The sequence below is a fragment of the Sorangiineae bacterium MSr11367 genome (genome assembly GCA_037157805.1).
GTDB lineage: Bacteria > Myxococcota_A > Polyangia > Polyangiales > Polyangiaceae > Pendulispora > Pendulispora rubella.
The window spans coordinates 8,220,512-8,243,243 of record CP089983.1; the positions used below are offsets into that span (position 1 = coordinate 8,220,512).

A 22,732-nucleotide genomic window follows, 5' to 3' on the forward strand; every position below is an offset into this window, starting at 1 on the left:
TGTCTTCACGGGCCTAAACGAACTGCCCCCATCCGGAAGGCCGATTTGCCCGTAACTATCGGCTCCCCAGCACCAAACTTCGCTGCCCCAGGTCACCACGCAGGTGTGGGCGGCGCCCGCTACGATGTGAGCGACATTCGATAGTCCGGCGACCGTTTGTGGTCTGAATGACCACTGATTCGCGTAGGCGTCGCCGTCCAGCGCGGGGTCATGGCCAAGTTGACCCTCGGAGTTGCTACCCCAACACTGAACCGCCCCGCCCTCTTGAAGCGCGCAGGAATACGCGAGACCCACGGCTATCTCTCGCACATCTTTCATCCCGGGGATAATGGTCGGCTGCCCGTTGCATTTCGCATTGCCAGAACATGCCCCGTCGAGGCCTGGGTCGTGTCCTAATTCTCCAACCCCATTGGCTCCCCAACACGCGACCTCACCGGTGGCAAGGATGGCGCAAGCGTGTATGCCGCCTACCGCGAGAGCCCGGGTGTCCCGCAGTCCGGCGACCTGCCAAGGAATCGGGTGGTCCTGATCGTCCCACATGACCGTCGCTGCGTCGGCTGCCGGTTCCGGACGACCGATCTCACCAAATCGGGCTCCTCCCCAGCACCATATCGTTCCATCTGCCGCCTTGCGCGCGCATGAATAGTCGCGCCCCGACCCCAGCGCGGAAATGCCGTCGAGCCCAGGAACACCGTTGGGAGACCACGTCAACGTGCCCGCATCCGTTGGCCCGATCTTGCCGCTTCGGTTTATTCCCCAACACGCGACGCCCTTTGGGGACGCCGCACAGCTAAATTCGCCTCCAACCGAAGCATACGACGATCCCTCAGTCCCCGGGACGGTAGCCGGAGTCTTCGTGCATCGCCCATTCGTCGCGCATTGTGAACTAGCGTCGGGATCCGTTCCCGTTTGCCCCCAGCTGTTGTCCCCCCAACAAGCAACTTCGTTTTCTGCAGTGATGCTACACGCCGTGCTGTTGGACGAGGTGAACCTGCTTGGCAGGCTCGCCCAGCGTCCCGGTAGCTCCGATCCGGGAGGCGGATGGCTCACATAGTCATCCTTGCCTCCTCCCAGAGCCGACACATCGTTCGAGCCCCAACACCGGACGACACGATCGCCTCGAGTTGCGCAGGTATTAAGTCCGCCGGCGGAAATGCGAATCGCGGGCTCCTGACGTTCGGGAGGGGGGCAAATAATGCATGCATCCGGCCCCGTTCCGGAATCCGAGGGATCTGAAATCGCTTTGGACTCACCGCAAGCGAAGGCAAAGAGCGCGAGACTCGGACCAACACCGAGAAGAGCAATCGCGATTGCCGGTCGAGTGCTACGAGTGCGTCCTGTCTCGGCGACCCGAGGACGAGCGTTTGGGTTCGTCTTGCTCATGACCTAGCTGTCGACCTAGCTCGAAATTCGGTTGCCAAGAGAATCGGCTGGGTGGCGTGCCGTCCGCCCTTTCCCCCGCACCTCCCCCTCCTCCGTACCCAGCTTTTCCAGCCCCCCCTCCACGAGGTCGCGGACTTCCCCCAGGTGTTTCCCGTCGAGTTTCGCGCCGATCTCGTGATGACGATGCCAAGCAGCGGCAAGCCCATCATGGGGATCATCGTCGAAGTCCAGCGAGGCAACTCGATGGTCAGATCGCCGCGGGCTCGCCGTCGGGCGTCCCGCTGCGCGCGCGATCGTTTCGAGCGCCCTGCCCGATGAGCGGCGCACGCTTTACCTGGATCTGGTCCTCTCGGCGCTCGGGCTCGAGCCACGTGCTACATTGGAGAACGAGATGAATCTGTCGGGCTACAAGTTCAAGAGCGAGACCTACAAGCGATTGGTCGCGGAAGACATCGCGGAGGCCGAAGCCAAAGCCGAGGCCCGTGCCGTCCTGACGGTCCTTTCCACGCGCAAGCTCCCCGTGAGCGACGACGTCCGCGCCAAGATCCTCGCCTGCACCGACTTGGCCGTCCTCGAGCGCTGGCTACAGCGCGCAGTCACCGCCTCCAACGCCGAGGAAGTCGTAAGCGACTAGGTCGCCGACGGTTGCCGTCTCCTCGTGCGGGCGGGCGCATCAAAGACGACGACACGAAGCCCGACAGCTGCGCGAGCGCGCGTCGAATACAAGCTACCGCGAAAGCCCTAATCGCCGATAACGCACTCCGTCCAACTTGGGGTCAGCGCCGGCCAGGACGGCGTGGTCCGAACACGGATCTTGAGCCATCCCGCGAACTAGGTTACCCGTGAAAGGGTTGCCGGCCGGAAGACAAGGCGGCGAAAATGGCCGTGTGGCCCCCTTCATTGGAGAAGTGCCGTGACCTGGACGCAAGTATACACACCTCTCCACAACCTCCTGCTCTCGGCGTTGGTGGCCTCGCTGCCGGTCGTCGTGCTGCTTGGTTTGCTGGCGTTTTTCCATGTGAAAGCGCACATCGCTGCGCTGGCGGGGCTCTTTACCTCGCTGGCCGTGGCCGTTCTCGTCTACGGGATGCCGGCTTCCCTTGCACTGGCCTCGGCGGCCAATGGCGCGGCCTATGGGCTCTTTCCCATCGGTTGGATCGTGCTGTGTGCCATCTTCGTCTACGACATCACGGTCGAGACGGGTAAGTTCGAGATCATCAAGGAGACCATCGCCGGGCTGGCCGACGATCGACGCATTCAGGCGCTCCTCATTGCCTTCAGTTTCGGCGCGTTCATCGAAGGCGCTGCGGGATTCGGCACACCGGTCGCCATCTCGGCGGCCATGTTGATCGGATTGGGGTTCAAGCCGCTCCAAGCCGCGGGCATCGCGTTGATTGGGAACACGGCGCCGGTCGCTTATGGCGCGCTGGGCACGCCCGTGTTGGCCTTGGCGCGCGTGACGGGGCTGCCTCTGGAAAAACTGAGCGCCATGATTGGGCGCCAGCTCCCCTTCTTTTCCGTCATCGTGCCGTTCTGGCTCGTGTGGGCGATGGCCGGGTGGAAACGGATGCGCGAAGTATGGCCAGCCTGCCTCGTCTCGGGCGTGAGCTTCGCCGTCGTGCAGTTTCTTGTGAGCAACTACCACGGGCCCTGGGTGGTCGACATTGCCGGGGCCCTTGCCTCGATTCTGTCCGTGCTGGTGCTGCTTCGTTTTTGGCAGCCCCCGACGGTTTGGCGCTTTGCCGACGACGCCGAGGTGGGCGATGCGCCAACGCGCACCCCTCCTTCGCGGCGGGAGGCTGCGATCGCGTGGATGCCGTGGATCATTCTCTCGGTGCTCGTTTTCCTTTGGGGGCTGCCGCAGGTCAAGACGTTGCTCAACAACGTCTCGAACCCTCAGGTGGCCGTGCCCTATCTTCACAAATCGATCTTCCGCGCGCCGCCCGTCGTGCCGCAACCCAAGGCCGAGGAGGCGATGTTTGCCTTCAACTGGCTCTCGGCGACCGGCACCGGGTTGCTGCTTTCGGGCATTGCGTCGGGGCTCTTGCTCGGCATTCGCCCGAAGCGACTCGCACGCATTTTCCTGGGCACGCTCTGGCGCGTGCGCTGGTCGCTGTTGACCATTTCGGCGATGATGGCACTCGGGTTCAACACGCGTTACGGCGGGCTCGATGCCACGATGGGCTTGGCCTTCGCGAGCACCGGCTTCCTGTTTCCGTTCTTCTCCCCCATCCTTGGATGGCTGGGCGTGGCACTCACCGGCAGCGACACCTCGTCCAACGTGCTATTCGGGAACCTGCAGCAGATCACCGCCCAGCAGCTGAACATCTCGCCACTGCTGGCGGCGGCATCGAACAGCTCCGGCGGCGTCATGGGCAAGATGATTGACGCGCAGAGCATCGTCGTTGCGGGCGTGGCCACCGGACAGGAAGGCGGCGAAGGCGCCATCCTGCGTTACGTTTTCTTCCACTCCATCGCCTTGGCGGTGCTCGTCGGGTGCTTGGTGTTTGCCCAAGCGTATGTCTTTCCCGGTATCGTTCCCTGAGACGACGCCTCCTATGTCAAAAGCGAAAGCGCTTCGCGCACGACCGTCACGAGCGGCGGCGGTAGACCGTGTTGGCGCTGCTCGATGATCCCCAATGCACGGCGGATTTGCGGCTCTTTGAATCCCATGCTGCTCAGCGCCCGGAGCGCGGTCTCGGATTCGTGCCCGCGCTGGCGCGGTGGGGACGCGCTTCGGCGCTTCCGCTCGGAGATCTTTCCCTCGATGTAGTCGCGGCCGAAGTCGCGCTCGGCGGCGAGGGCGTTGTGGCCCCTGCATCGGGTCTGAAGATTGCTCGCTTCGTCGCCGCCTCCGAATGCGCGCGCGTGCCGATGATCGAGCTCGAGGAACGCCCGCGATGGGCAACGCTGGCCCGTTTCGTCCACGAAGGTGCATTGCATACCATCCCGCGCGAAGACCTCGCGGCGCACGGCGCGCCTGACATAGCCCGGTCGCGTGGGTTTGTGGGGCGCACTCGCGGCTGGGCGTTTCGTCTTACCAAGGCGCGACGTCTCGAGGCGGGCAATGAGAAGATCGAGCCCACGTTCCAGGACGACCGCCAGATCGCCGCTGGGGTTGGTGTGGCGCATCAGACGGATGGCGTGCTCGATTTTCTCTCGTAGTTCCGCGGTCGCCGTAAATTGCACTTCGTACCGGTCTTCGGACAGCGGGTGGATCCGAGACGGTGCGTCTGCCCTTGGAAAGTGTGTCGCAAGGAGCTGCTGCACTTGCCCCTTGGTCTTTCCCGATATCGCACGCAATAGCTCTTCGTGATTTCTCGTCGGTCAGATGCTCGCGCAAAAGAAGAAGGGCCGTCAGATGGATCTGACCGTGTTCGATCATGCCGAGTATCCGAGGAAATCGCCGCACGAGGCGCGACGCTGTGACGCGACGCCATGCTTCGTCCTCGCTCATCCCCAGTTTGCGTATGCAAAAATCGAAGAGCGAGGAGCAGGCGGAATGCAAATCCAATCGCCGCTCCTCGACTTCAGCAAGATAGGCGAGTATCCGCGCGAGAAGGACTCGCCCTCGGCCGACCAAGGCATGGAGACCCGACAGGACATCCTCATTGGAGAGATCTGTGAGGTTCATTGGCTGTTTTTACCACGACGATTTTCGCCCCTCCCATTGACGCGCCCTCGCGCGATCGGATGCGTGGACGCGTTGGCGCGGGTCGGAGCCGCAATGGGCCACTGCAGCATCGTGAGCGCGCCGGCACGGGCGACGTTGGACGCCAGATGGGCATTCGCACGCAGTCGTCTGCGCAATCGCGTCAAGCCCAATCGACACATGACCCGTTTTTCACCGCCAGCTGGCCATGCTATGAATCCACCATCTGGGCATGATCCGCGCCGACCGAAGTACCGAGCAAATCCTGCAAACGCTGCGTTGCGGCGGCGACGTCGAGGACGAGGATTTCGACGCGTACTTGCCCCCCGGACCGCGCCTGGCGTCGCGGCAATATTGGACGCCGGTGGCGGTGGCCACGTTGGCAACGCAATGGCTCGTTCGAACCGGGGCGAGGCGCGTGCTCGATGTGGGGTCCGGCTGCGGAAAGGTCTGTGTCGTCGGGGCCATCGTGAGCGAGCTCTCGTTCGTGGGGCTCGAGCAACGACTGAACTTGGTGCGCATTGCACGCAAGTTGGCGCATCGCTTCGGCGTCGAGGAACGGGCCACGTTTCGGCATGGAACGCTGGCCGATGTGCCGTTCGAGGAGTTCGATGCGCTCTATTTCTACAATCCGTTCGGCGAGAATGTCTTTGCCGAGGAGGAACACCTCGATACGAGTGTGGCGCTCACACCGGAACGCTTTCAAGACGATATTCGGCAAATGGAATCGGTGCTCGAGCGGATGCCCGTAGGTTCACGCGTGATCACGTATCACGGTTTTGGCGGGCGTATTCCCGATATGTATGAACTCACGTGCAGCGATCGCACCCGCACCGGAACGTTGCGGCTCTGGACCAGGACACGAGACGACGGCCTAGGCAGCTATTGGGTCGAGCGCGAAAACACGGCGGCGTTCCGCGATGCCCAGGATCAAGAGGCGCTTTCAGCCGCAAAACGCCCCATCGATGCCGTGAAGGACGCCGTGGGCGTGCTCGCGGAGAAGTACGCCTATGGCGCAAAATACCAAGGATGAATGCGGTATCTACTTCCCGCCATAATCGTCCACCGGGGTGCTCTTGTCGGCGTCGGTCAGCGGCTGGTGCCAGGTAGCGTTGATGCGCGTGACGACGCCGTCCATGTCCTTCTTGTGGGCGGCCGGATATTCGATTTCGACGATGTAGAGATTACCGTCTTCGCCCATCTTTTCCTTGCGCCAGAAGATGCGGTCGCCGTCTCGGCCCGATTGCCAGCACCATGTGTCGTATCGCTTGTAGACGGTGACGTTGCGGGCCTTGTTGCACCAGCCCTTTTCAATCGGTTCGAAATAAGAATGCACCGAGACGAAAACCTCGACACCGGCGCCGCCAAAGGTGCGGTAGCCGCCTTCGGCCTGGGGCTCCTCCTTGCGTAGGAAGGTGGGAACGTCGAGGCCGAATCCGCAGGTGTCGTCGGCGGGATCGTAGCCGGCGGGGCCGCTGCCGCAGCGTTTGCTCACGTAGGGCGCGAAGGCGATGTTCTTCCAATCGAAGCCCGCGGGCGTCTCGTTGACCCACGCACGATGCTTCTTTTCGTAAGCTTCGTTGGCAGCGATGCGCTCTGCGACGGTCGTCGGCTCCCTCGGCACCAACACGGGCCCTGCATCGACGGCTGTCTCGTGCGCAACCGGTGCGGCCGCCGCGTCCATCTCACCCCCCGAAGAAGAAGACGGCGACCGGCGGCATCCGGCGAGTGTGGACACGGCAACGACGAAGAGAAGGGCGCGATGATCCATGACTTGTCTCTAGATCGACCGTCGACGTGGAGCAGTTGCGAGAAAAGCTGCCGGCTACCACACGGCTTCGAGTGCGCCGTTCGCGCCGGGGCGGAAGGGTACCCAGCCCAGAGCGATGCGCTCGACGCTGATATCGGCTTTGCGCGGGGTAATACGGAGTTCTGCGGTGCCACGCGCCGCGGCTTCGACTTCGCGCTGGACGCGTTGCAGTTCGCCGTTGGCCTCCGTTTGCAGGGCGGTGCGCTTCTCGTAGAGGACGCGCAACGACTCTTCGGCGCGGGCGACGTCGTTCTTCTCGCGGGAGGTGCGCTGCGCCTGGCGGGCGACGGCACCGGCGCGGTTCACGTTGGCGGTGGTCAAGATGCCATGGCCGAAGATGGCGCCGAAAAGGCTCGAGCCCAGGGTGACGGCGGTGCCGGTCTTTTGCGCGGCGACGTCGGCCTGCTCCTTTTGCACTTTGCCCTCGGCGGTGCGGATCTTGTCCTCCAGGGCGACCAGCTTGGGCCCGTATTTCTTCTCCAGCGCGGCCACGCGCTCGTCCCGTAGCTCGCGCATGCCGTGGGCCACCCGCGCGTGGAAGTCGGCCGGCGCCTCGCCGGGCCGCGAAAGGACGGCCGCTTCGGCGCTCTCGAGAAGGACCAGCGGGCGCGCCTGGTAGGCGTGCGCAACCAGCGACTTTTGCCACGTCTTCGCCTTGGCCACCGTGATCGCGGGCGGCAGTTCGAAGCGCGCATCGGCGACGGGCTCCCGCCGGCACGTCGTTGCGAACGCCGCGGTCATCGTCGTGGCATTCGGCCAATCGACGTCCGCACTCGCGGCCAAAAACGGCGCCATCAGCGCCAGAGATTCCCAATGATCGAGCTGCTTTTTCACCTGCACGTAATGCAACTTCACGACCGCAAATACGCCCGGCCGATACACGATGCCCGGCCCCTCCACGCGCGCAGGGAAAAACACCTCCTCGATGTCCCCGTGCACCGCGGGGCGCGCATTCGAGTCCGACGACGACGCCGATGCCGCTTTCGGGGCTCGTGAGGCCGATGCCTCGGAAGCGGCAGGCGCCCCCAGCGCCGCAATCTGCTCCCGGGTCATCGGCCCGCGCAAATATGATAGCGTATGCCGCGATTGGAACAACACCGGCCCGCCCGCGTGCACGTCGTTGCAAAGAAAAACGCGATTCCCCAGGCCCGATAGCCATTTATCCATGGTCGCCCGATCGAATCCGTGCCCCGCCGCCACATTGGCCCCTTCGAGCCCGTCGAGCACACGCATTTTGTCGCGCTCGGCCTGCAGCCGCCCGAGAAACCACGTACCGCAATTGGCCAATCCTTTGTAATCGAGATCGACCGGGTTCTGCGTCGCCAGCACGATGCCCAATCCAAACGCGCGCGCCTGCTTCAACAAGGTGAGCATCGGCCGCTTCGACGGCGGTGCGGCGGTCGGCGGGAAATACCCGAAGATCTCGTCCATCATGAGCAGCGCCCGCAGGCTCGACGTGCCCGATTGACGCCGCATCCACGCGATCATCGCATCCAGGAGCCGCGTCGTGAAGAACATGCGCTGCGCATCGGACAAATGCGCAATCGACAGAATGGCCACCCGCGGCTTGCCATTTGGCGCGCGCAGCAGCTTCGCCACGTCGAGGGCTTCGCCCCGTGCCCACGCCGCGGCCGACGGCGACGCCAGCAGCGCATTGACGGCCAGGGCCAGCCCCCCGCGATCTTTCGCCGGGAAGAATGTCTCCAGATCGAGCGCCCCCACGCGATCGAAGCCCGGCTTTTGAATACCCTGCACCAAGGCCGCCAAATCCAGCGCACGCCCCTCGCTCCACGCTGCGGCGAAGATCTGCGACAAGAGCACGTGCTCGCGCGAACGCGGCTCCGCATCGACACCGGCCAGCGCCAGCAAGCCCGAAACGGCGCCCTCGATCATGCCGCCGAAGGTCTCGGCGTCCTCGATGACGGCGCTTCCCGGTGCCTCGAACGACCCCAGCAGGGAAAGCCCCACCCCGGCGCTGCTGCCCGGCGTGTAGACCGTCACCTCGCACGCGTCACGCAGACGCTGGACCCTTGCCCCGTCCTGCCCCGACGCGGCAAGGCCGTCGCGCCAGAACGTCGCGACGTCCGCGGCCAGGGCATCCGGAGTTTTCCCCTTTTGTGCGGCCTCGTCGGCATCGATGAACGGGCGAAATGACTCGGGTGCGAGCGACGGGAAGGTCAGGAGCAGGTTGGCCAGATCGCCCTTGGGATCGAGCACGATGGCCGGGATGCCATCGATGGCCGCCTCCTCGAGCAGGCCGATCAGCAGGCCCGTCTTGCCGCTGCCGGTCATCCCCACGCACAAGGCGTGCGTGAGCAGATGCTTCGACTCGTACAGAAACAGCGGCTCGGTGGGGGTGCGCGCCTCGAGATCGTAGCCGCGGCCAAGGTAGAAGATGCCGAGCTTTTCGAAATCGTCGGGGCGGGGAACGGGCAGGCTCATGCCTGACCATGTCTAAAGCAAAGCTACGCCCAAAGGTAGCGCGTCGCGCACCCTCATTCGATGAAGCCGAACTTGGCCAGGAGCTTGCGCGGGTACGTGCGATCCAGCCCCGAGAGGCGGGCGGCCTCGCGGAGGCCATCTAAGCAGCACCGCCCCGCCGGCGAAGCACAAGCATCGACGATCGCGCGATCACCGGACTAGGCGGGCCTCGCGTTTTCGGTAAGATCGAGAAATCCTGATTTGCGCGAAACCGCATTAACGGCGAGGTCCATCATGTACGGATATTGGATTAAGGCGGCGGTGGCTTCCATACTCGCATGCGTGGGCGTGTCATCGTTGGTGTTGAATGCCTGTTCGTCCGATGACGATTCGCCCGTGCGTTACAAAGCGCACGCCGATATCCGCCCCACGAGCGATGCGACGCAGCTGCAAGGAACGGCGACGTTCACCGAAGAAAGCGGGGAAACCACGGTGGTGGTGAACATCCAGAGCGCCCTTCCGCCCGGCACCGCGGGCATGCGCGGTTTGCATATTCACCAAAACAACAACTGCGCGTCGACCACGGGCGACGCAGGCGCCGTTCCGGGTGGCGGGGCCGGTGGGCATTGGAATCCGACCGATTCGGCCCATGGCTACCCCACGAACACGGGGCATCACGTGGGTGACCTCGGCAACATCGAGATCAAGGCCGACGGCACGGGAACCCTCACGTACAAGAGCAAAGAGTTCCGCGTGCAGGAAGGCGGCATGTCCGTGGTGGGGCACGCCATTGTCTTTCACCAGCAAACGGACGACGGCGTCTCCCAACCCGTCGGCAACGCCGGCGCGCGCCCCGGCTGCGGTGTCATCGTCAAGGATTGAGTCACGCGCGCCTCCACGAGCTCAATGAACGTTGCGGATGGAGCGCCCGACGCGTGCTCCATTCGAGTCGCTCTCGATAGTGCAGTTACGCCGCCGCGCCACCAGAACCATGGCCGCCGCCCTCGCGGGATTCGCGTCCCAAGCCGCCAGAGCTGCTAGAGTTGCCCGATCCAGTCGTACTCGAGTTTTTCTTGCATCCTCGCGCCACAAGCGCAGTCGCAATGGATGCCACGCTGAACCGCCCGAGGCGATTTTTTCATGGCGCGAATGCCCGCTAGACCCGGCGTGCAAACACAAGAGAGGATGTTCGGAGGCAGATATGCGGCGATTCGTGGGTACCCTTCTTCGTGGAGTTCGAGCTGGCGAGAAACATCTCGCCTACAACGATCCGGCGGCGGCGCAGGCGCCGCTCTCGCTGGTGGTCTCGAGCACCTCCTTCGAATTCGGGAAGTCGATTCCCCGTAAGCACGCCGGGCCCGGTGAGGGTGAAAATATATCCCCCGAGCTGTCCTGGTTGGGTGTGCCCCCCGAGACCGCGGAGCTCGTGCTCATCGTCGAAGATCCCGACGCGCCCCTCCCCCGCCCGTTCGTCCACGCCATCGCCACCGGCATCCAGCCCACCGCGACGACCATTGCGGAGGGGCGTCTCTCCGACACGGCAACGCCCACCGATGGGCTCGCGATGGGGAAGAACACCTTCGGCAAGACGACGTACGGCGGGCCGCGGCCGGTGCCCGGGCACGGTCCGCACACGTACGTCTTTCAGCTTTTCGCCATCGACAAGCGTCTCACCTTCGAAGGCGTCCCCTCGCGGGCGGAGGTGCTTCGTCAGATGGAGGGGGCGGTCATTGCACGCGGTCGCATCGAGGGAACGTACGAGCGATAGGGCCGTTACGCCTTACCGGCAGAGATCGTCTGCACGCTCCGCCGCACGCCAAGTAGACGTCGCACCGTTATCGTAAAGACATTCGATGCAGACTTGGTACTTCGCCGCGTGGGCAATTCTCGCGTTTGGCACGATGAGCGCGGCGTGCACCGATACGGAGTCCACCGACGGCCCGGGGCAAACGTCGGCCGGCCTGCACGAAATCAATGATGTTCCCGCCGGCGATCCGTCGAAGACGCTCGTCATCACCGGTGCCACGTTGATTGACGGGCGCGGCGGCCAGCCCGTGGCGGACGCCGTCGTGGTCGTGCGCGGGAACCGCATCGTGGCCGCAGGGGCCAAGCAAGCCGTGCAAGCGCCCGCCGGTGCCGAGACGGTGGATGCACACGGACTGACCGTGCTGCCCGGATGGGTCGATGCATTCTTCACCATCGACGGAGACAACGATCTTCCCGCGCTCTTCCTTCGACACGGCATCACCACGGTGAAAGATCCGGGGCAATGGATCGAGGCGTACGACGTGCCGCGCAACTCGGGCGTGCCCATTCCAAGGCTCTTTCTCACCGGCCCCGTGCTGGACTCGCCACCGCCCGCCTACCCCACGGATTCGTACCTGGTGCGCGACGACGACGAGGCGAAGCTGGGCGTGAATCGGTTCGTCGACCAAGGAGCCTCCGCGATCAAGGCCTACTATCGGCTGCCCCTTGGCTTGGTTCGCACGGTCACGCAAGCGGCACACGCGCGCGGGGTGCCGGTCACGGCGCACCTCGAGATCGTCGACGCGCGCGATGCGATTCGTGCGGGTGTCGACGGCATCGACTTTGCGACCTCGTTCGGGACTTCGCTCGTTCCGACCCGCGAGGCCGAGAAATACCGCCAAGCGGTCATCGCCGACAACGGTGCACGCGCCGAGGGGCGCTATCAAGTATGGAGCTCGGTGGACCTGCAGTCGCCACGTGTGAACGAGGTGCTCGATCTGGCCATCGCGCATGGGACGACCATCGTTGCCGCCCTCGAGCCGTTCGAACGACGGCAAGGGGACCCGAACACGACGGAGATGCACCTCCGCGGCTTTCAGAACATGCTCAAATTCGTGGGCCTTGCGCACGAGCGCGGGGTCCGCATCGCCGTGGGCTCGCACGCCAAGGGCCCGCATAGCGAGCGCGGTTGGGGATACCAGCACGAGCTCGAGCTCTTGGTCGAGAGCGGCCTGCGCCCGATGGATGCCATCGTCGCGGGCACGAAGCGCAATGCCGAATTCTTTCGCACCTCGGGTCGACTGGGCACCATCGAACGAGACAAACTGGCCGACCTCGTCTTCATCGAAGGCGATCCGCTGGCCGACATTCGTGTCACCCGCAACGTTCGCCGCGTGATGCTCAATGGCCGATGGATCGTCGAGCCCACGGCGCCGCAAGCGAATGCGCAGCCGTAAGGCGCGCGCGGGTCTTGCGCCCGCCGGCGCGACGCACCATGAACCATCCATGCGGCTTTCGCGACGAGCCCTGCTGGCAGCCGGCGGCGCAGTGGCCGTCGGCGCATTCGGCGGATGCCGTCGGCGGGAGCCCACGTCGATTCCGGTCGACCTGAGCCTCCGCGCCGACGGGCGCGGCGTGGAGGTGGTGAACTTCGGTTTGCCGCTTCCTCCGGAGTGGCTTTACGACGCGGCGGACATCCGCGTGGTCGATCGCTCGGGCGCCGAGCTCCCTTCGGCGCTGGGGGTCATCGAGACCTTCGCCCTGGGAGGATCGATACGGGCCGTTCAAGTGCAGACCGAGGTGGATTTCTCGGCCGCGACGAGCACGACCCTTTTCGTCGAAGTCGGGAAACGCCAAGGCCTCACGCGCCCCATGGTGCCCATCGAGGAGACGTTGCTCGACCCCGATGGCCTGCAAGGTCCGCGGGTGCTGGCGGTCCTCCCCGCGGATTGGCTCTGCGATTCGCTGGTGGCGGGGCCGCAGGTGCCGGCACACCGCTCGGGCGACTATGCCGCCTACGATGCGGCGGTGGAGCGCAATTTTCCGGGATCGCTCCGCTATGTGAACAGTCCGACCTTCAGCCATTGGCTCTTCGACCGGACGAGCACTTGGTACAAGCAGTACACGCGAACCGGCGCGGCGAAGTTTCTCGACGCGGCCTACCGAGCTGGCAATTTCGTGCGGGTGAACACGGAGCTCGAGGGGCCGGACGCCGGCACCTTCAAGCTCAAAGGGCGCGATCTCAAATACGTGTACCCGCAAGCGATGCACCTACATTTCCTGCTCTCCGGAGATACGCGGGCGCGGGCGGCGGCCGACAAAATGGCCCATTTCTGCCTTACGACGTGGGATCCACGGTATCGGCCGGAGCTGTACACGCAGCCGCCGCCGGATGCCGACCCGGAGAAAGATCGCCTTTTCTGGACGACGCGCAACGAGGCCTATTCCCTTCTCGGCATCGTGCACGGTTGGGAGATGACCGGAGACGTTACCTATCTCCGCGCGATCGACCGACACATCGACGCACTCGCCGCGCACCAAGCGGCGCCGCCCGACGGACGCCCCGCCGATGGATCGTGGCGCCAAAACTGGGCGCTTTACGATCCGAGCGAGACGCTGCTGCCCGGCGCCACGTCACCGTGGATGACGGCGCTCCTCCTGGCGGCGCTCGGACAAGCGTTCCGGGTGACGTTCGATCCGCGCATTCCCGAGATGATTGTCCGCTGGTGCGATTTCTTGGATCGCAAAGGTTTCGTATCGGACGCGGTGCCTTATTACATCGTCGATTGTTTTGGCTCCGAATCGATTCCGGCGTTGCCGGGCGATCCTCCGGACAGCACGGCCATGCACGATATGGAACTTGCGCACAGCATGGCTATGGGCATTTTCTTTACGCGCGATCGCGCCCAGCGTGCACGCTTTCGCAAACGCTTCGATGCGCTCTTCGCGCGGGGCGTGCAGCTCGATTTGAACGGCCCGCCCCGAGCCTACAATTGGGCATTTCACGCATCGAGCGAGCTCATTCCTCTGCTTCAGAGCAGCCGGGCGTAAATCCGTCGCTCAAGCTTCGGTGTCGAGCAGTCGCTCGATCTCGCGCAGGGTCTCCACGTCGTCGCCGACCATCTCCTTCATCGATTGAAGACGGCGCGCCACGATGCGGGCGATGCGATCTTCGATCGTGCCGTCGGCGTAGGCCCAATAGACCTGGGCGAAGCGTCCGTCGCGGTGGCAGCGGCCTTCGATTTGCGCCATCTGGATGCCCGACCATCGCAGATCGTGGATGACCTCGGACCGAACCACGTCATTGTATTCGCCTTGGTGGAGCGAAATACCTTCTTCCACCGTGAAGAGCGCCACGGTGGCCTTGCCGCGCTGAAAGCGTAGACGGTCTTCCTCGCGCTCGGCGGCGGGCATGCGGCCGTGGATGGCGGCGCATACGATTTTCTCCGACTCGAGCGCCTCGCGGATGGCCGTGAGGCTCTCCATGAAGGCGACCGAGATGGCCACTTGGTGGCCGTTATCAAGCAGCTCGCGCACCAGTTCGACGGTGCCGGGTGCGCGAATGAGCGAGCTCTTTTGACGCAGGCGCAAGGTGGCGGCGAGGGCCGACTTGGGATCGCGTCCGCGCGGGGCAAGCTCCATCTCGCGCCGGAAGGCGCTCCAGGCCTGCGTGTACAGCTCGCGCGCTTGGCCATCGAGCTCGATGGGCGTGAGGATCCGGTTGATCTCGGGCCAGCCGGCGATGTCCTCGGGGCGGCGGCGGATGCCGGCGGAGGGCGCGCCTTTGCGGGCGTCGAAGAGGAGCGTGCGCACTTTGGCGCAGTCCGAAGCATCGCCGCGCCATTCCCAGCGGCCATAGGCACCGCGCGAGAGGCCCAGGCCTTGCTCCTGGCACCAGCCTTCGAAGTCTTTCAGATCGGCCGCGCGGCTTCCGGTGACGCTCGCGAGAAGCGGCGCGAGGTACGAGAGCTCGAGGGGGTTCTGGCCGGCGGTGGCCGAGAGCCAGAGGCAAAATCCCGCGCTGGCCACGAGCTTCGCGGCGAGCTTGGAGCGGGCGGCCGCCGGGTTCTTGCAGCGATGGCTTTCGTCCCAGACGATGACGTCGAAATCGAGGGCGCTGCCCGAGCGTGCGAGGCCCTTTTTGGAGCGCACCTTTTTGCGTGCCTCGGTGGAGAGCTCGAACAGTTTGCCGAGGCGCTCGTAATTCATGAGGACGATGTCCTTGCCGGCGTCGCCCATGGCCTCGATGGTGCGCCGCCAGTGCGCGATGACCGCGAGCGGGCACACGACGAGGACCGAGCGGGAGGACTCCATGCGCCGGATGGCTTCCCACGCGGTGATGGTCTTGCCGAGGCCGACGTCGTCGGCGAGGAGAAAGCCGGGGCGGCGCGCGGTGTGCGAGGCGAGGATCGCGCGCACGGCGTCGGTTTGATGCGGGCGCAGTTGGATGTCGGCGGCAGGCTTGGAGGGGCGGCGTGCGACGCCGTCGTCGGCGTCGAGCTCACGCTGGACGCGGGCCTCCCAGGAGTAGGGCGCGGGCGCGAAGGGCACCAGCGAGGGCGGGAGGGATTCGCCGCGAAAGAGGAAGACGTTGCGCTCGGCGTCCCATCGCGCGCCGCCGGCGGTGGCCACACCGCGCATGGCGAAGGGGACGTCGAGGACGTGGGACCGCTCGACGGATCCCCCACCCCTGCCCTCCCCCTTCGGGGGAGGGTGCCGTACCGTCGGGTGGCGAGATTTCGCAGGGGCCGAGATGGTGCGCTTGGCGCGCATCGTGGTCATGGGCGACGGATGTAGCATGGTAAGGTCCGCGCGATGCCCGAATCGCTCACGCTCGCACCGACCGCCGATCCCCGCGTTTTTGTCTCGCCCGATGGCACGCGCTGCACGCCGCCCGCGGGCTGGGCGTGCCTTCCGCCCGGCGACGCAGGACTCACGCGAAGGGTGAAGCAAGCGGGCCCGTCGTGGGCGGTCATCGAGAAGCGCGGTCGCAAAGCCTTCTCCAAGGGACTGTGGGCCCCGCGCGAAAACATCGAGGCCGCGCGCTCCGCGCTGGATGCCGAGCGGGCTACGGAGGGCTACGCGAAAAAACGCGCTGCCGCCACCGCCCGCCGCGAGCACGAGCAAGCCGTGTACGTCGTCTCCTTCGAGGAAGAGGTCCTCGGCTTTCTGCGGTTCTCCCCGCGCTGGGAGGAGCTCGCGCGCTCCGTCGCACGCAAGGTCACCGCGCACGCGACCCCGGTGGGAAGCGGCACCGTCGCGCGCACCAAGCGCATCTCCATCGACGAGCGCGCCGAATCCGCGGTCATCGCGTGGATGCGTCACCAGACGACGGCCTACGACTCCATGGTGATCGCACGCGTGAAAGGCAAACGGCGCGAGGTGCGGCGCGAACTCGCCACCGTCTCCCGCGCCGTCCTGGATCTGCATCGCCGGGACGCTCCCCACGCCCCGGCGGCTTGCCCGCTCTGCAAAGCGGTTTAGACGGCTACTTGTCGCTGAGCACGCAGGCTTTCCACGGATCGCACACCGAGGAGACCATGTCCCCAACCGGATCGTCCCCCGGCGTATCGAGGGTCATGTCCGTGCACGCGTCCTTGGCCGAGAATTGTCTCGAATACTTGAGAAACTCGCCCCAGCAGCCATTCGAATTGCTAATCGTGAGGCTGTTGCACTTCGAAATGCGGGTCTTGAAGACCTTGCACACCTTGCGTGCAGCCTCGTCCGGATCGATGCCCGCATCGATGGCACCGGCATCCGGCGGGGCCTTGGCGATGCACGCTTTTCGCACCTCGGAACACTTCGTTCGCCCAGCCTCGACGGTGGACTCTTGCTGGCCTTGGTAAATGCCCTGCTCGTTGCAATTCGAGCCTTTGTTCACTTCGGCCGTGAAGTACTTGCGTGCCCACTTGTTCGTATCGAGGCAGTACGTCTCCGCTTCCTGGTCGGAAAGTTGATTGAGCTGTTTGTCTTTGTCCACCGAGGTGACCGGGCCTTGCTCTGCCCCCGTTTCCTCCTCGGACGATGATGACGACGAACAAGCGACCACGACGAACACCGCGGCCACCCCTCCCAAAGCGAAAACTCCACGCGTCCAATTCATTACTTCGTTACCTCCTAAGGAATTGCGTCCTAGCGACGATATTGAATCTCGTAGCATAGGACGCCGCGGCGTCATGAAACATTCACCGCTTTTTCCCGTCCGGTCGAAGTAAACGAAGAGTTTACACCCCTACGCGGGATAAGCCATTAGCTCGCGTTGGGCGCGTCGAGTGAGACGGAATCCTCTTTCAAGGACGTGCCCGCGGCGTCGAGCACACGAACGGAAATCGATTTGGCGCCGGCCACGGGACGCGAGCCCCAGGTATGCCAATGCGCGGAATGCCCCACGTCGAGCGATTGACGCTGCACCTCTTTGCCATCCACCGTCCACACGAGGGTGAGTTGGGCGGGGTCTCCGGTGTTGGCGGCATCGATCCAATAGACGACCTTGCGCGCACCGGCGACGGCCTTGGCATCGCCCACGGGCTTTCCGCCCTCCACGCGATCGGTAAACTGCGCACTCACGACGGAGACGGTGCCGTCGGCGTGGGCGACGGCGGGCACCAAGGAGGGAACGAGAGCAACGGCAGCGGCGAGTACGACTTGCGAAAGCTTCATGGAAAGAACCTCGGGTTGTAAGGCGATCGCCTCCGCGGCGACCGTTCGTGCAACCCATCACTGCAGCGCGTATGCCAGTGTAGGACAGGGCCATTTCGGCCTCGTTTTCCCGAGGGACGCGTTTAGGCGGACACAGCCTGTGTCTATTGCGGCGTGCCGCAGCGGATCCACTGCAGGATCGCGAGGCGCTCTTCCTTGGTGATGCCCGAGCCCGCGTCCAGCGGCGGCATCGAGCACCCGAGGACTTCGCCGCGGATGGTGTCAGCCCAATCGACGATGTGCTCGTAGCCACGCAGCGGCCAAAGCCCGGCCACGCCGCCATGGCAAGAAGTACATCGCTGTTCGAAGATGGGCTCCACGCTGGCGAACGTGGGTGCCGGGCTCGGACACGCGGTGGGGGCCGTGAGGTCCTTGCACGACTCGGGAAGCGCACCGTCCGAGATGGCGTCGGATTTCCCCCCCGGTGAAGCATCGTTGCTGCTGCAGGCCGCCGCCACGACCAACGACGCCACCAGCAAGGCACCCCCCAAGGAACCCGCGATCGTACGAAAGGCCATCGAGCCGCAACGCTACCATGGGAATCGTCGTCGAGCCGTGCACTGCGACGAAATGTCGCATCGCTCGAGACCGCTCCCAGCGATACAGAGCATGCTCGGGAGAAAAACGAGGAGCCATGTCCAAAACGTCGAGCGCGGTCGTTGTCGGAGTGTTCACCCTTGTCATGCCGGCGCTGGCCGCCGCGCACATCTCGTTGGGGGCCGCACCGGCCTTCGCGGACACGACGCAGGAGATCACCTTCGGGGTCGGTCACGGGTGCGACAACAAGTGGGATACCTTCTCCGTGCAGGTGGACATCCCTCCGTCCGTCACGACGGTGCGGGCCATCCCCAGCGACTTCGGCAAGGTGACCACGACCCGGGACTCCGCGAACGTGGTCAAGAGCATCAAATGGGAAAAGCTCAGCAACGCGGAGCTCCAAGACGGGGACCCGAACTATTACAAACTAGGATTGCGCATCAAAGTGCCCAATCAGCCCTTCACGCGGCTGCTCTTTCCGACACACCAAGTATGCCGCTCGGCGGACGGTAAGACGGAAAAGTCCGCCGAATGGGTAGCGGAAACCGATTCGCCCGACGAGAACGGCCCGAAAGCCGCACCGGCGCTGGTGATCCTCCCGCCGCGTGAGAAGGGCTGGAACAAGTACACGGTGCCCGCCGCCGTCGCGGATCTCAAGCCGTTCTTCGGCGATGCGCTCATCGTGTGGAAGGGCAATTCCGCCTACAGCCCGGGGGCGAACACGTTGGGCCAGATCAAGTCCACGGCGGACGTGACCGAGCTCACCTCCCTCGCCGCCGGCGATGTCGTCTGGGTGAAGTACTGATGCACCGGGCAACGCTCCCGCTCTTCTTGCGCGGCGGCGCGATCCTGCTCGTCGCCGCGGGCCTCGTGGCCTGCAAGGATGACGAGCCCTCGACCCCCACGCCCGATGCCGGCGCGATGAAGCCGTGCCTCGAGCGCCCGACGGATCCCGCGAAACCGCCGTCGAGCGCGCTACCGTGCGATCTTTTGCCGCCGGACTTCGGAAAAAAGTGAAGAAGGCGTGAGAAGCTGGCCGTCATGTCGCATATCGAACTGACGGCCATCATCGTCGACGAGTACGATCCGGCCATTGCTTTCTTCGTCCATGTGTTGGGCTTCGAATTGGTCGAAGACTCTCCCGCGGTCAGCTCCCACGACGGACACGCGAAGCGCTGGGTGGTCGTGCGGCCGCCCGGCGCACGGACCGGCATCTTGCTGGCACGCGCCGATGGCGAGCACCAGCGCGCGGGCGTGGGCAACCAGTTCGCCGGGCGCGTGGGCATGTTCCTCCGGGTGGACGACTTCGAGGGGGCGTACGCACGCCTGCGCGCGGCCGGGGTGACGTTCGTCCGCGAACCGCGCCACGAGCCCTACGGCAGCGTCGTCGTGTTCCTGGATATCGCCGGCAACCGCTGGGATCTGCTGGGCCCGCGACCGGCCTGAGGAAGGTTACCCCAGGGATTTCATGGTGTTAGGCTCTTTCTGAAAAAAAGAGCGCATGGCATGTCGAGAACTCCGTTCGGGCTCCGACTCACCCATGAAAGGAGTCACACACCATGAAATTCATCCTGATGATGCACGTGCCGCGGGGCACCGGCGACTACGAGATCTTCAAGTGGAGCCAGGAAGACATCCAGGCCCACATGAAGTTCCTGAACGAGATCAACGCGGACCTCCGCAAGAACGGCCAGTACGTGAACGTGGAGGGACTGGCGCCGCCCAAGCATGCCCGCATCGTTCGCGCGGGAAAAGACGGGACCCCCGAGGTGACGGATGGCCCCTTCGCGGAGACGAAGGAGTTTCTCGCCGGATGGTGGATCATCGACGTGGAGAACGCCGAGCAGGCTTACGCCATCGCGGGCCGCGCATCCGCTGCGCCCGGCCCCGGCGGCAAGGTGCTCAACACGCCCATCGAAGTGCGCCAGGTGATGGCGGGCCCGCCCGAAGGCTGAACCACCGGGCGCTCACTTCTCTCATGAAAGGATCCAGACGATGAAATTCATTTTGATGATGCATGCACCGCGGGGCACGGGCGATTACGGCGTCGTGCAATGGAGCCAGGACGACTTCAAGGCGCACATTCAGTTCATGAAAGACTTCAACGCGGAGCTTCGCAAATCCGGCGAGCTCGTAAGTGCGGAGGGGCTCGCGCCGCCGGGACAAGCCCGCGTCGTTCGCGCAGGAAAAGGCGGAGCACCGGACGTGACGGATGGTCCCTTTGCCGAGTCGAAGGAGTTTCTCGCCGGATGGTGGATCGTCGACGTGGCGAGCCCCGAGCAGGCTTATGCGATTGCGGGCCGCGCATCGGCTGCGCCGGGCCCCGGCGGTAAGCCGTTGAATCTGGCCATCGAAGTGCGCGAGGTGATGGGCGGGCCGCCCCCCTGAGACGTGAGGGAGGCACCGGTGGATTCGATCGACACGCACCTGCTACGCGATCTCGCGCCGCAAGTGCTCGGCGTGGTGGCGCGGCGCTTTGGCGACTTCGCGGCGGCGGAAGACGCTGTGCAAGAGGCGCTTGCCGCCGCGGCCATGCGATGGCCCGAGCACGGGGTGCCGGACAATCCGCGCGCGTGGCTGGTGCAGGTCGCCGTCCGCCGCATGACCGACCATCTGCGCTCCGAGCTGGCGCGACGGCGGCGGGAGACCGTGCTCGTCGCCGAGGAAGCCGTCGAATACGAGGAGCCGCGCGAGCACGAGGAGCCCGAACAGGACGATACGCTCCTCCTGCTTTTCATGTGCTGCCATCCCGCGCTGACACGCCCCTCGACCATTGCGCTCACGTTGCGGGCCGTGGGTGGCCTCACCACCGAGCAGATCGCCAATGCGTTCCTCGTGCCCGAGGCCACGATGGCGCAGCGAATCAGCCGGGCCAAACAGAGCATCAAGAAATCGGGCGTGCCGTTTCGCATGCCCAACGACGAAGAGCGCGCCGAGCGACTCGGCGCCGTGCTGCACGTGCTCTACCTCGTGTTCAACGAAGGCTACGCCACGAGCACGGGCACCACGTTGCAGCGGGCCGATCTGGCGACGGAGGCCATCCGCCTCACGCGCGCGGTGCATCGACTCTTGCCGCGCGATGGAGAGGTCGCCGGGCTTCTCGCGCTGATGCTGCTCACCGATGCGCGGCGCCTCGCGCGCACGGGCGCGAATGGCGAATTGATTCCACTTGACGAGCAGAATCGCGCCCTTTGGGATCGCGACGCCATCGCCGAGGGCGTGGCGCTGATCAGCGCGACGCTCTCGCAGGGATCCATCGGCGCCTACCAGCTCCAAGCCGCCATCGCGGCGGTGCACGACGAGGCCGCGCGCGCCGAAGACACCGATTGGCCGCAGATCCTCGCGCTGTACGGGCTTTTGATGCGCATGACCGACAACCCGATGGTGGCGTTGAACCACGCCATCGCGTCGGCCATGGTGCAGGGTCCGGCCGCGGGACTCGCCCTTTTGAAGCCGCTCGATGCGGACGCGCGCATCGCGGGCCACTACCGGATCGATGCCGTTCGCGGGCACTTTTTCGAGATGGCGGGCGATGCTGCGATGGCGCGTGCGCACTACCACGCTGCTGCCAATAAGACATCGAGCATCCCCGAGCGGAATTACCTATTACTGAAGGCGTCCCGGCTCCAAAACACGGAATAGCCAAGGGTCGCGCATAGATGGAGCACAGCTGCGTAGTATATTTCCTACATGCGCATACTTTTATCTCTTGATTGCGCCAATTTTCGGGCTTACACAGCGCGTCGTCGCCCCGGACCACACATGTGGGAGCCGGAGGCAAATTGGAGATTTCGAGAGATATGAAACTCATTGCGCTATCGCTTTCCGCTGCTCTTCTTGCCGTTCCCGCCTCGCTGATGCTGACTGGCTGCGCCGCCGAGACGTCCGCCGACGACACCGTCGCGACCTCGCAGGACGCCCTTTCGCTTTCCGGCATCGCCGCGGAGATGGTCGGAACGTACGAGTGGAACGCCGAGTTCTCGGGGGACGCCACGGACTTCTACTCCCTGACCCTCAAGAAGGACGGCACGTACACGGCCCAAGTCGAGGCCACGTTGGTCGCCCCGGGCGTCCGCTGCATCACCTTCCCCTGCACCTTGCCGGAGTCGGGCAAGTGGCTCGCACGCAAGGTCCCCGGCGGCATGGGCATCAAGTTCACGCCCAAGAAGGGCGACGTCCGCGACACCAAGGCTGACTTCGAGAACGGCGTCCTCACGCTCACCCGCGCCGGCCAAACGACGAGCCTGTTCACCGCCGCAGCGCTGCAGCAACAACAACAGCAACCGCAGGTCCAGCGCTCGGCTTGCGCGGCGGTCTTCTGCCAGCCGCAGACCAAGTGCGTCGAGCTCGCGTCCGGCGAGGCGGCCTGCGTCAAGCCCACCACGTCGGCCTGTGCGGCGATGCTGTGCGCCGTCGGCACGACCTGCCTCGAGCTGCAGTCGGGCGAGGCGTCTTGCCTCACGCTGAAGCACTGAAATCGTAAA

Annotated in this window: 22 protein-coding genes; 16 read left to right on the forward strand and 6 right to left on the reverse strand. The window is 64.8% G+C overall.

The genetic code is table 11. The features are described from left to right. Positions 1-1,774 precede the first annotated feature (1,774 nt). From LVJ94_31875 to LVJ94_31890, 4 genes are all read left to right on the forward strand, one after another. Complete coding sequence (locus tag LVJ94_31875) at positions 1,775-2,017, forward strand: hypothetical protein (GenBank protein WXB01505.1); 243 nt, start codon at positions 1,775-1,777, stop codon at positions 2,015-2,017. 279 nt (positions 2,018-2,296) lie between these two features. After that, on the forward strand, positions 2,297-3,928 hold the full coding sequence (locus tag LVJ94_31880) for an L-lactate permease (protein WXB01506.1): 1,632 nt from the start codon (positions 2,297-2,299) through the stop codon (positions 3,926-3,928). Positions 3,929-3,996: 68 nt separating this feature from the next. Further along, complete coding sequence (locus tag LVJ94_31885; protein ID WXB01507.1) at positions 3,997-4,548, forward strand: hypothetical protein; 552 nt, start codon at positions 3,997-3,999, stop codon at positions 4,546-4,548. Positions 4,549-5,267: 719 nt separating this feature from the next. Next, a complete protein-coding gene (locus tag LVJ94_31890; protein WXB01508.1) occupies positions 5,268-6,068 on the forward strand; it encodes a class I SAM-dependent methyltransferase in 801 nt (266 codons plus the stop codon). 9 nt (positions 6,069-6,077) lie between these two features. On the opposite strand, the gene LVJ94_31895 is transcribed toward LVJ94_31890, so the two are convergent. Beyond that, positions 6,078-6,806, reverse strand: coding sequence for a hypothetical protein (locus tag LVJ94_31895; GenBank protein WXB01509.1), 729 nt, complete (start codon positions 6,804-6,806; stop codon positions 6,078-6,080). A 54-nt stretch (positions 6,807-6,860) separates the two neighbouring features. Then, positions 6,861-9,287 (reverse strand): hypothetical protein, encoded by a 2,427-nt coding sequence (locus LVJ94_31900; protein ID WXB01510.1) that lies wholly within the window; start codon positions 9,285-9,287, stop codon positions 6,861-6,863. A gap of 300 nt (positions 9,288-9,587) precedes the next feature. On the opposite strand from LVJ94_31900, the gene LVJ94_31905 reads away from it, so the two are divergent. The 4 genes from LVJ94_31905 (at position 9,588) to LVJ94_31920 (ending at position 14,063) form a co-directional block, all read left to right on the forward strand. Continuing rightward, positions 9,588-10,148, forward strand: a complete 561-nt coding sequence (locus LVJ94_31905) for a superoxide dismutase family protein (GenBank protein ID WXB01511.1) — start codon at positions 9,588-9,590, stop codon at positions 10,146-10,148. A 319-nt stretch (positions 10,149-10,467) separates the two neighbouring features. Next, positions 10,468-11,034 (forward strand): YbhB/YbcL family Raf kinase inhibitor-like protein, encoded by a 567-nt coding sequence (locus LVJ94_31910; protein ID WXB01512.1) that lies wholly within the window; start codon positions 10,468-10,470, stop codon positions 11,032-11,034. Between the two features lie 85 nt (positions 11,035-11,119). Further along, on the forward strand, positions 11,120-12,469 hold the full coding sequence (locus LVJ94_31915; GenBank protein ID WXB01513.1) for an amidohydrolase family protein: 1,350 nt from the start codon (positions 11,120-11,122) through the stop codon (positions 12,467-12,469). Positions 12,470-12,518: 49 nt separating this feature from the next. Further along, positions 12,519-14,063 (forward strand): hypothetical protein, encoded by a 1,545-nt coding sequence (locus tag LVJ94_31920; GenBank protein WXB01514.1) that lies wholly within the window; start codon positions 12,519-12,521, stop codon positions 14,061-14,063. Positions 14,064-14,072: 9 nt separating this feature from the next. On the opposite strand, the gene LVJ94_31925 is transcribed toward LVJ94_31920, so the two are convergent. Beyond that, positions 14,073-15,794 (reverse strand): DEAD/DEAH box helicase, encoded by a 1,722-nt coding sequence (locus LVJ94_31925; protein ID WXB01515.1) that lies wholly within the window; start codon positions 15,792-15,794, stop codon positions 14,073-14,075. A gap of 33 nt (positions 15,795-15,827) precedes the next feature. Between LVJ94_31925 and LVJ94_31930 the strand changes: the two genes are divergently transcribed. Next, positions 15,828-16,496: a DUF2293 domain-containing protein gene (locus tag LVJ94_31930; GenBank protein ID WXB01516.1), complete on the forward strand. Its 669-nt coding sequence runs from the start codon at positions 15,828-15,830 to the stop codon at positions 16,494-16,496. Between the two features lie 4 nt (positions 16,497-16,500). Here the strand turns inward: LVJ94_31930 and LVJ94_31935 are convergent, their stop codons facing one another. The 3 genes from LVJ94_31935 to LVJ94_31945 form a co-directional block, all read right to left on the reverse strand. Then, on the reverse strand, positions 16,501-17,115 hold the full coding sequence (locus LVJ94_31935) for a hypothetical protein (protein ID WXB01517.1): 615 nt from the start codon (positions 17,113-17,115) through the stop codon (positions 16,501-16,503). Between the two features lie 146 nt (positions 17,116-17,261). Continuing rightward, positions 17,262-17,672: a hypothetical protein gene (locus LVJ94_31940; protein WXB01518.1), complete on the reverse strand. Its 411-nt coding sequence runs from the start codon at positions 17,670-17,672 to the stop codon at positions 17,262-17,264. A 143-nt stretch (positions 17,673-17,815) separates the two neighbouring features. Next, entirely contained in the window at positions 17,816-18,229 is a 414-nt protein-coding gene (locus LVJ94_31945) for a cytochrome c (GenBank protein WXB01519.1), read from the reverse strand. 116 nt (positions 18,230-18,345) lie between these two features. On the opposite strand from LVJ94_31945, the gene LVJ94_31950 reads away from it, so the two are divergent. From LVJ94_31950 to LVJ94_31980, 7 genes are all read left to right on the forward strand, one after another. Beyond that, a complete protein-coding gene (locus tag LVJ94_31950; protein ID WXB01520.1) occupies positions 18,346-19,053 on the forward strand; it encodes a DUF1775 domain-containing protein in 708 nt (235 codons plus the stop codon). After that, positions 19,053-19,265 carry a hypothetical protein gene (locus LVJ94_31955; protein ID WXB01521.1) on the forward strand — a complete coding sequence of 71 codons (213 nt, stop codon included), beginning with the start codon at positions 19,053-19,055 and terminating at the stop codon, positions 19,263-19,265. The genes LVJ94_31950 and LVJ94_31955 overlap by 1 nt, the downstream gene beginning before the upstream one ends. A 24-nt stretch (positions 19,266-19,289) precedes the next feature. Next, entirely contained in the window at positions 19,290-19,694 is a 405-nt protein-coding gene (locus LVJ94_31960) for a VOC family protein (GenBank protein ID WXB01522.1), read from the forward strand. 113 nt (positions 19,695-19,807) lie between these two features. Continuing rightward, a complete protein-coding gene (locus LVJ94_31965; GenBank protein WXB01523.1) occupies positions 19,808-20,203 on the forward strand; it encodes a YciI family protein in 396 nt (131 codons plus the stop codon). Positions 20,204-20,243: 40 nt separating this feature from the next. Next, positions 20,244-20,636: a YciI family protein gene (locus LVJ94_31970; protein WXB01524.1), complete on the forward strand. Its 393-nt coding sequence runs from the start codon at positions 20,244-20,246 to the stop codon at positions 20,634-20,636. 18 nt (positions 20,637-20,654) lie between these two features. Further along, positions 20,655-21,890, forward strand: a complete 1,236-nt coding sequence (locus LVJ94_31975; GenBank protein WXB01525.1) for a sigma-70 family RNA polymerase sigma factor — start codon at positions 20,655-20,657, stop codon at positions 21,888-21,890. 158 nt (positions 21,891-22,048) lie between these two features. Next, complete coding sequence (locus LVJ94_31980; protein WXB01526.1) at positions 22,049-22,723, forward strand: hypothetical protein; 675 nt, start codon at positions 22,049-22,051, stop codon at positions 22,721-22,723. The last annotated feature ends 9 nt before the right edge of the window (positions 22,724-22,732 follow it).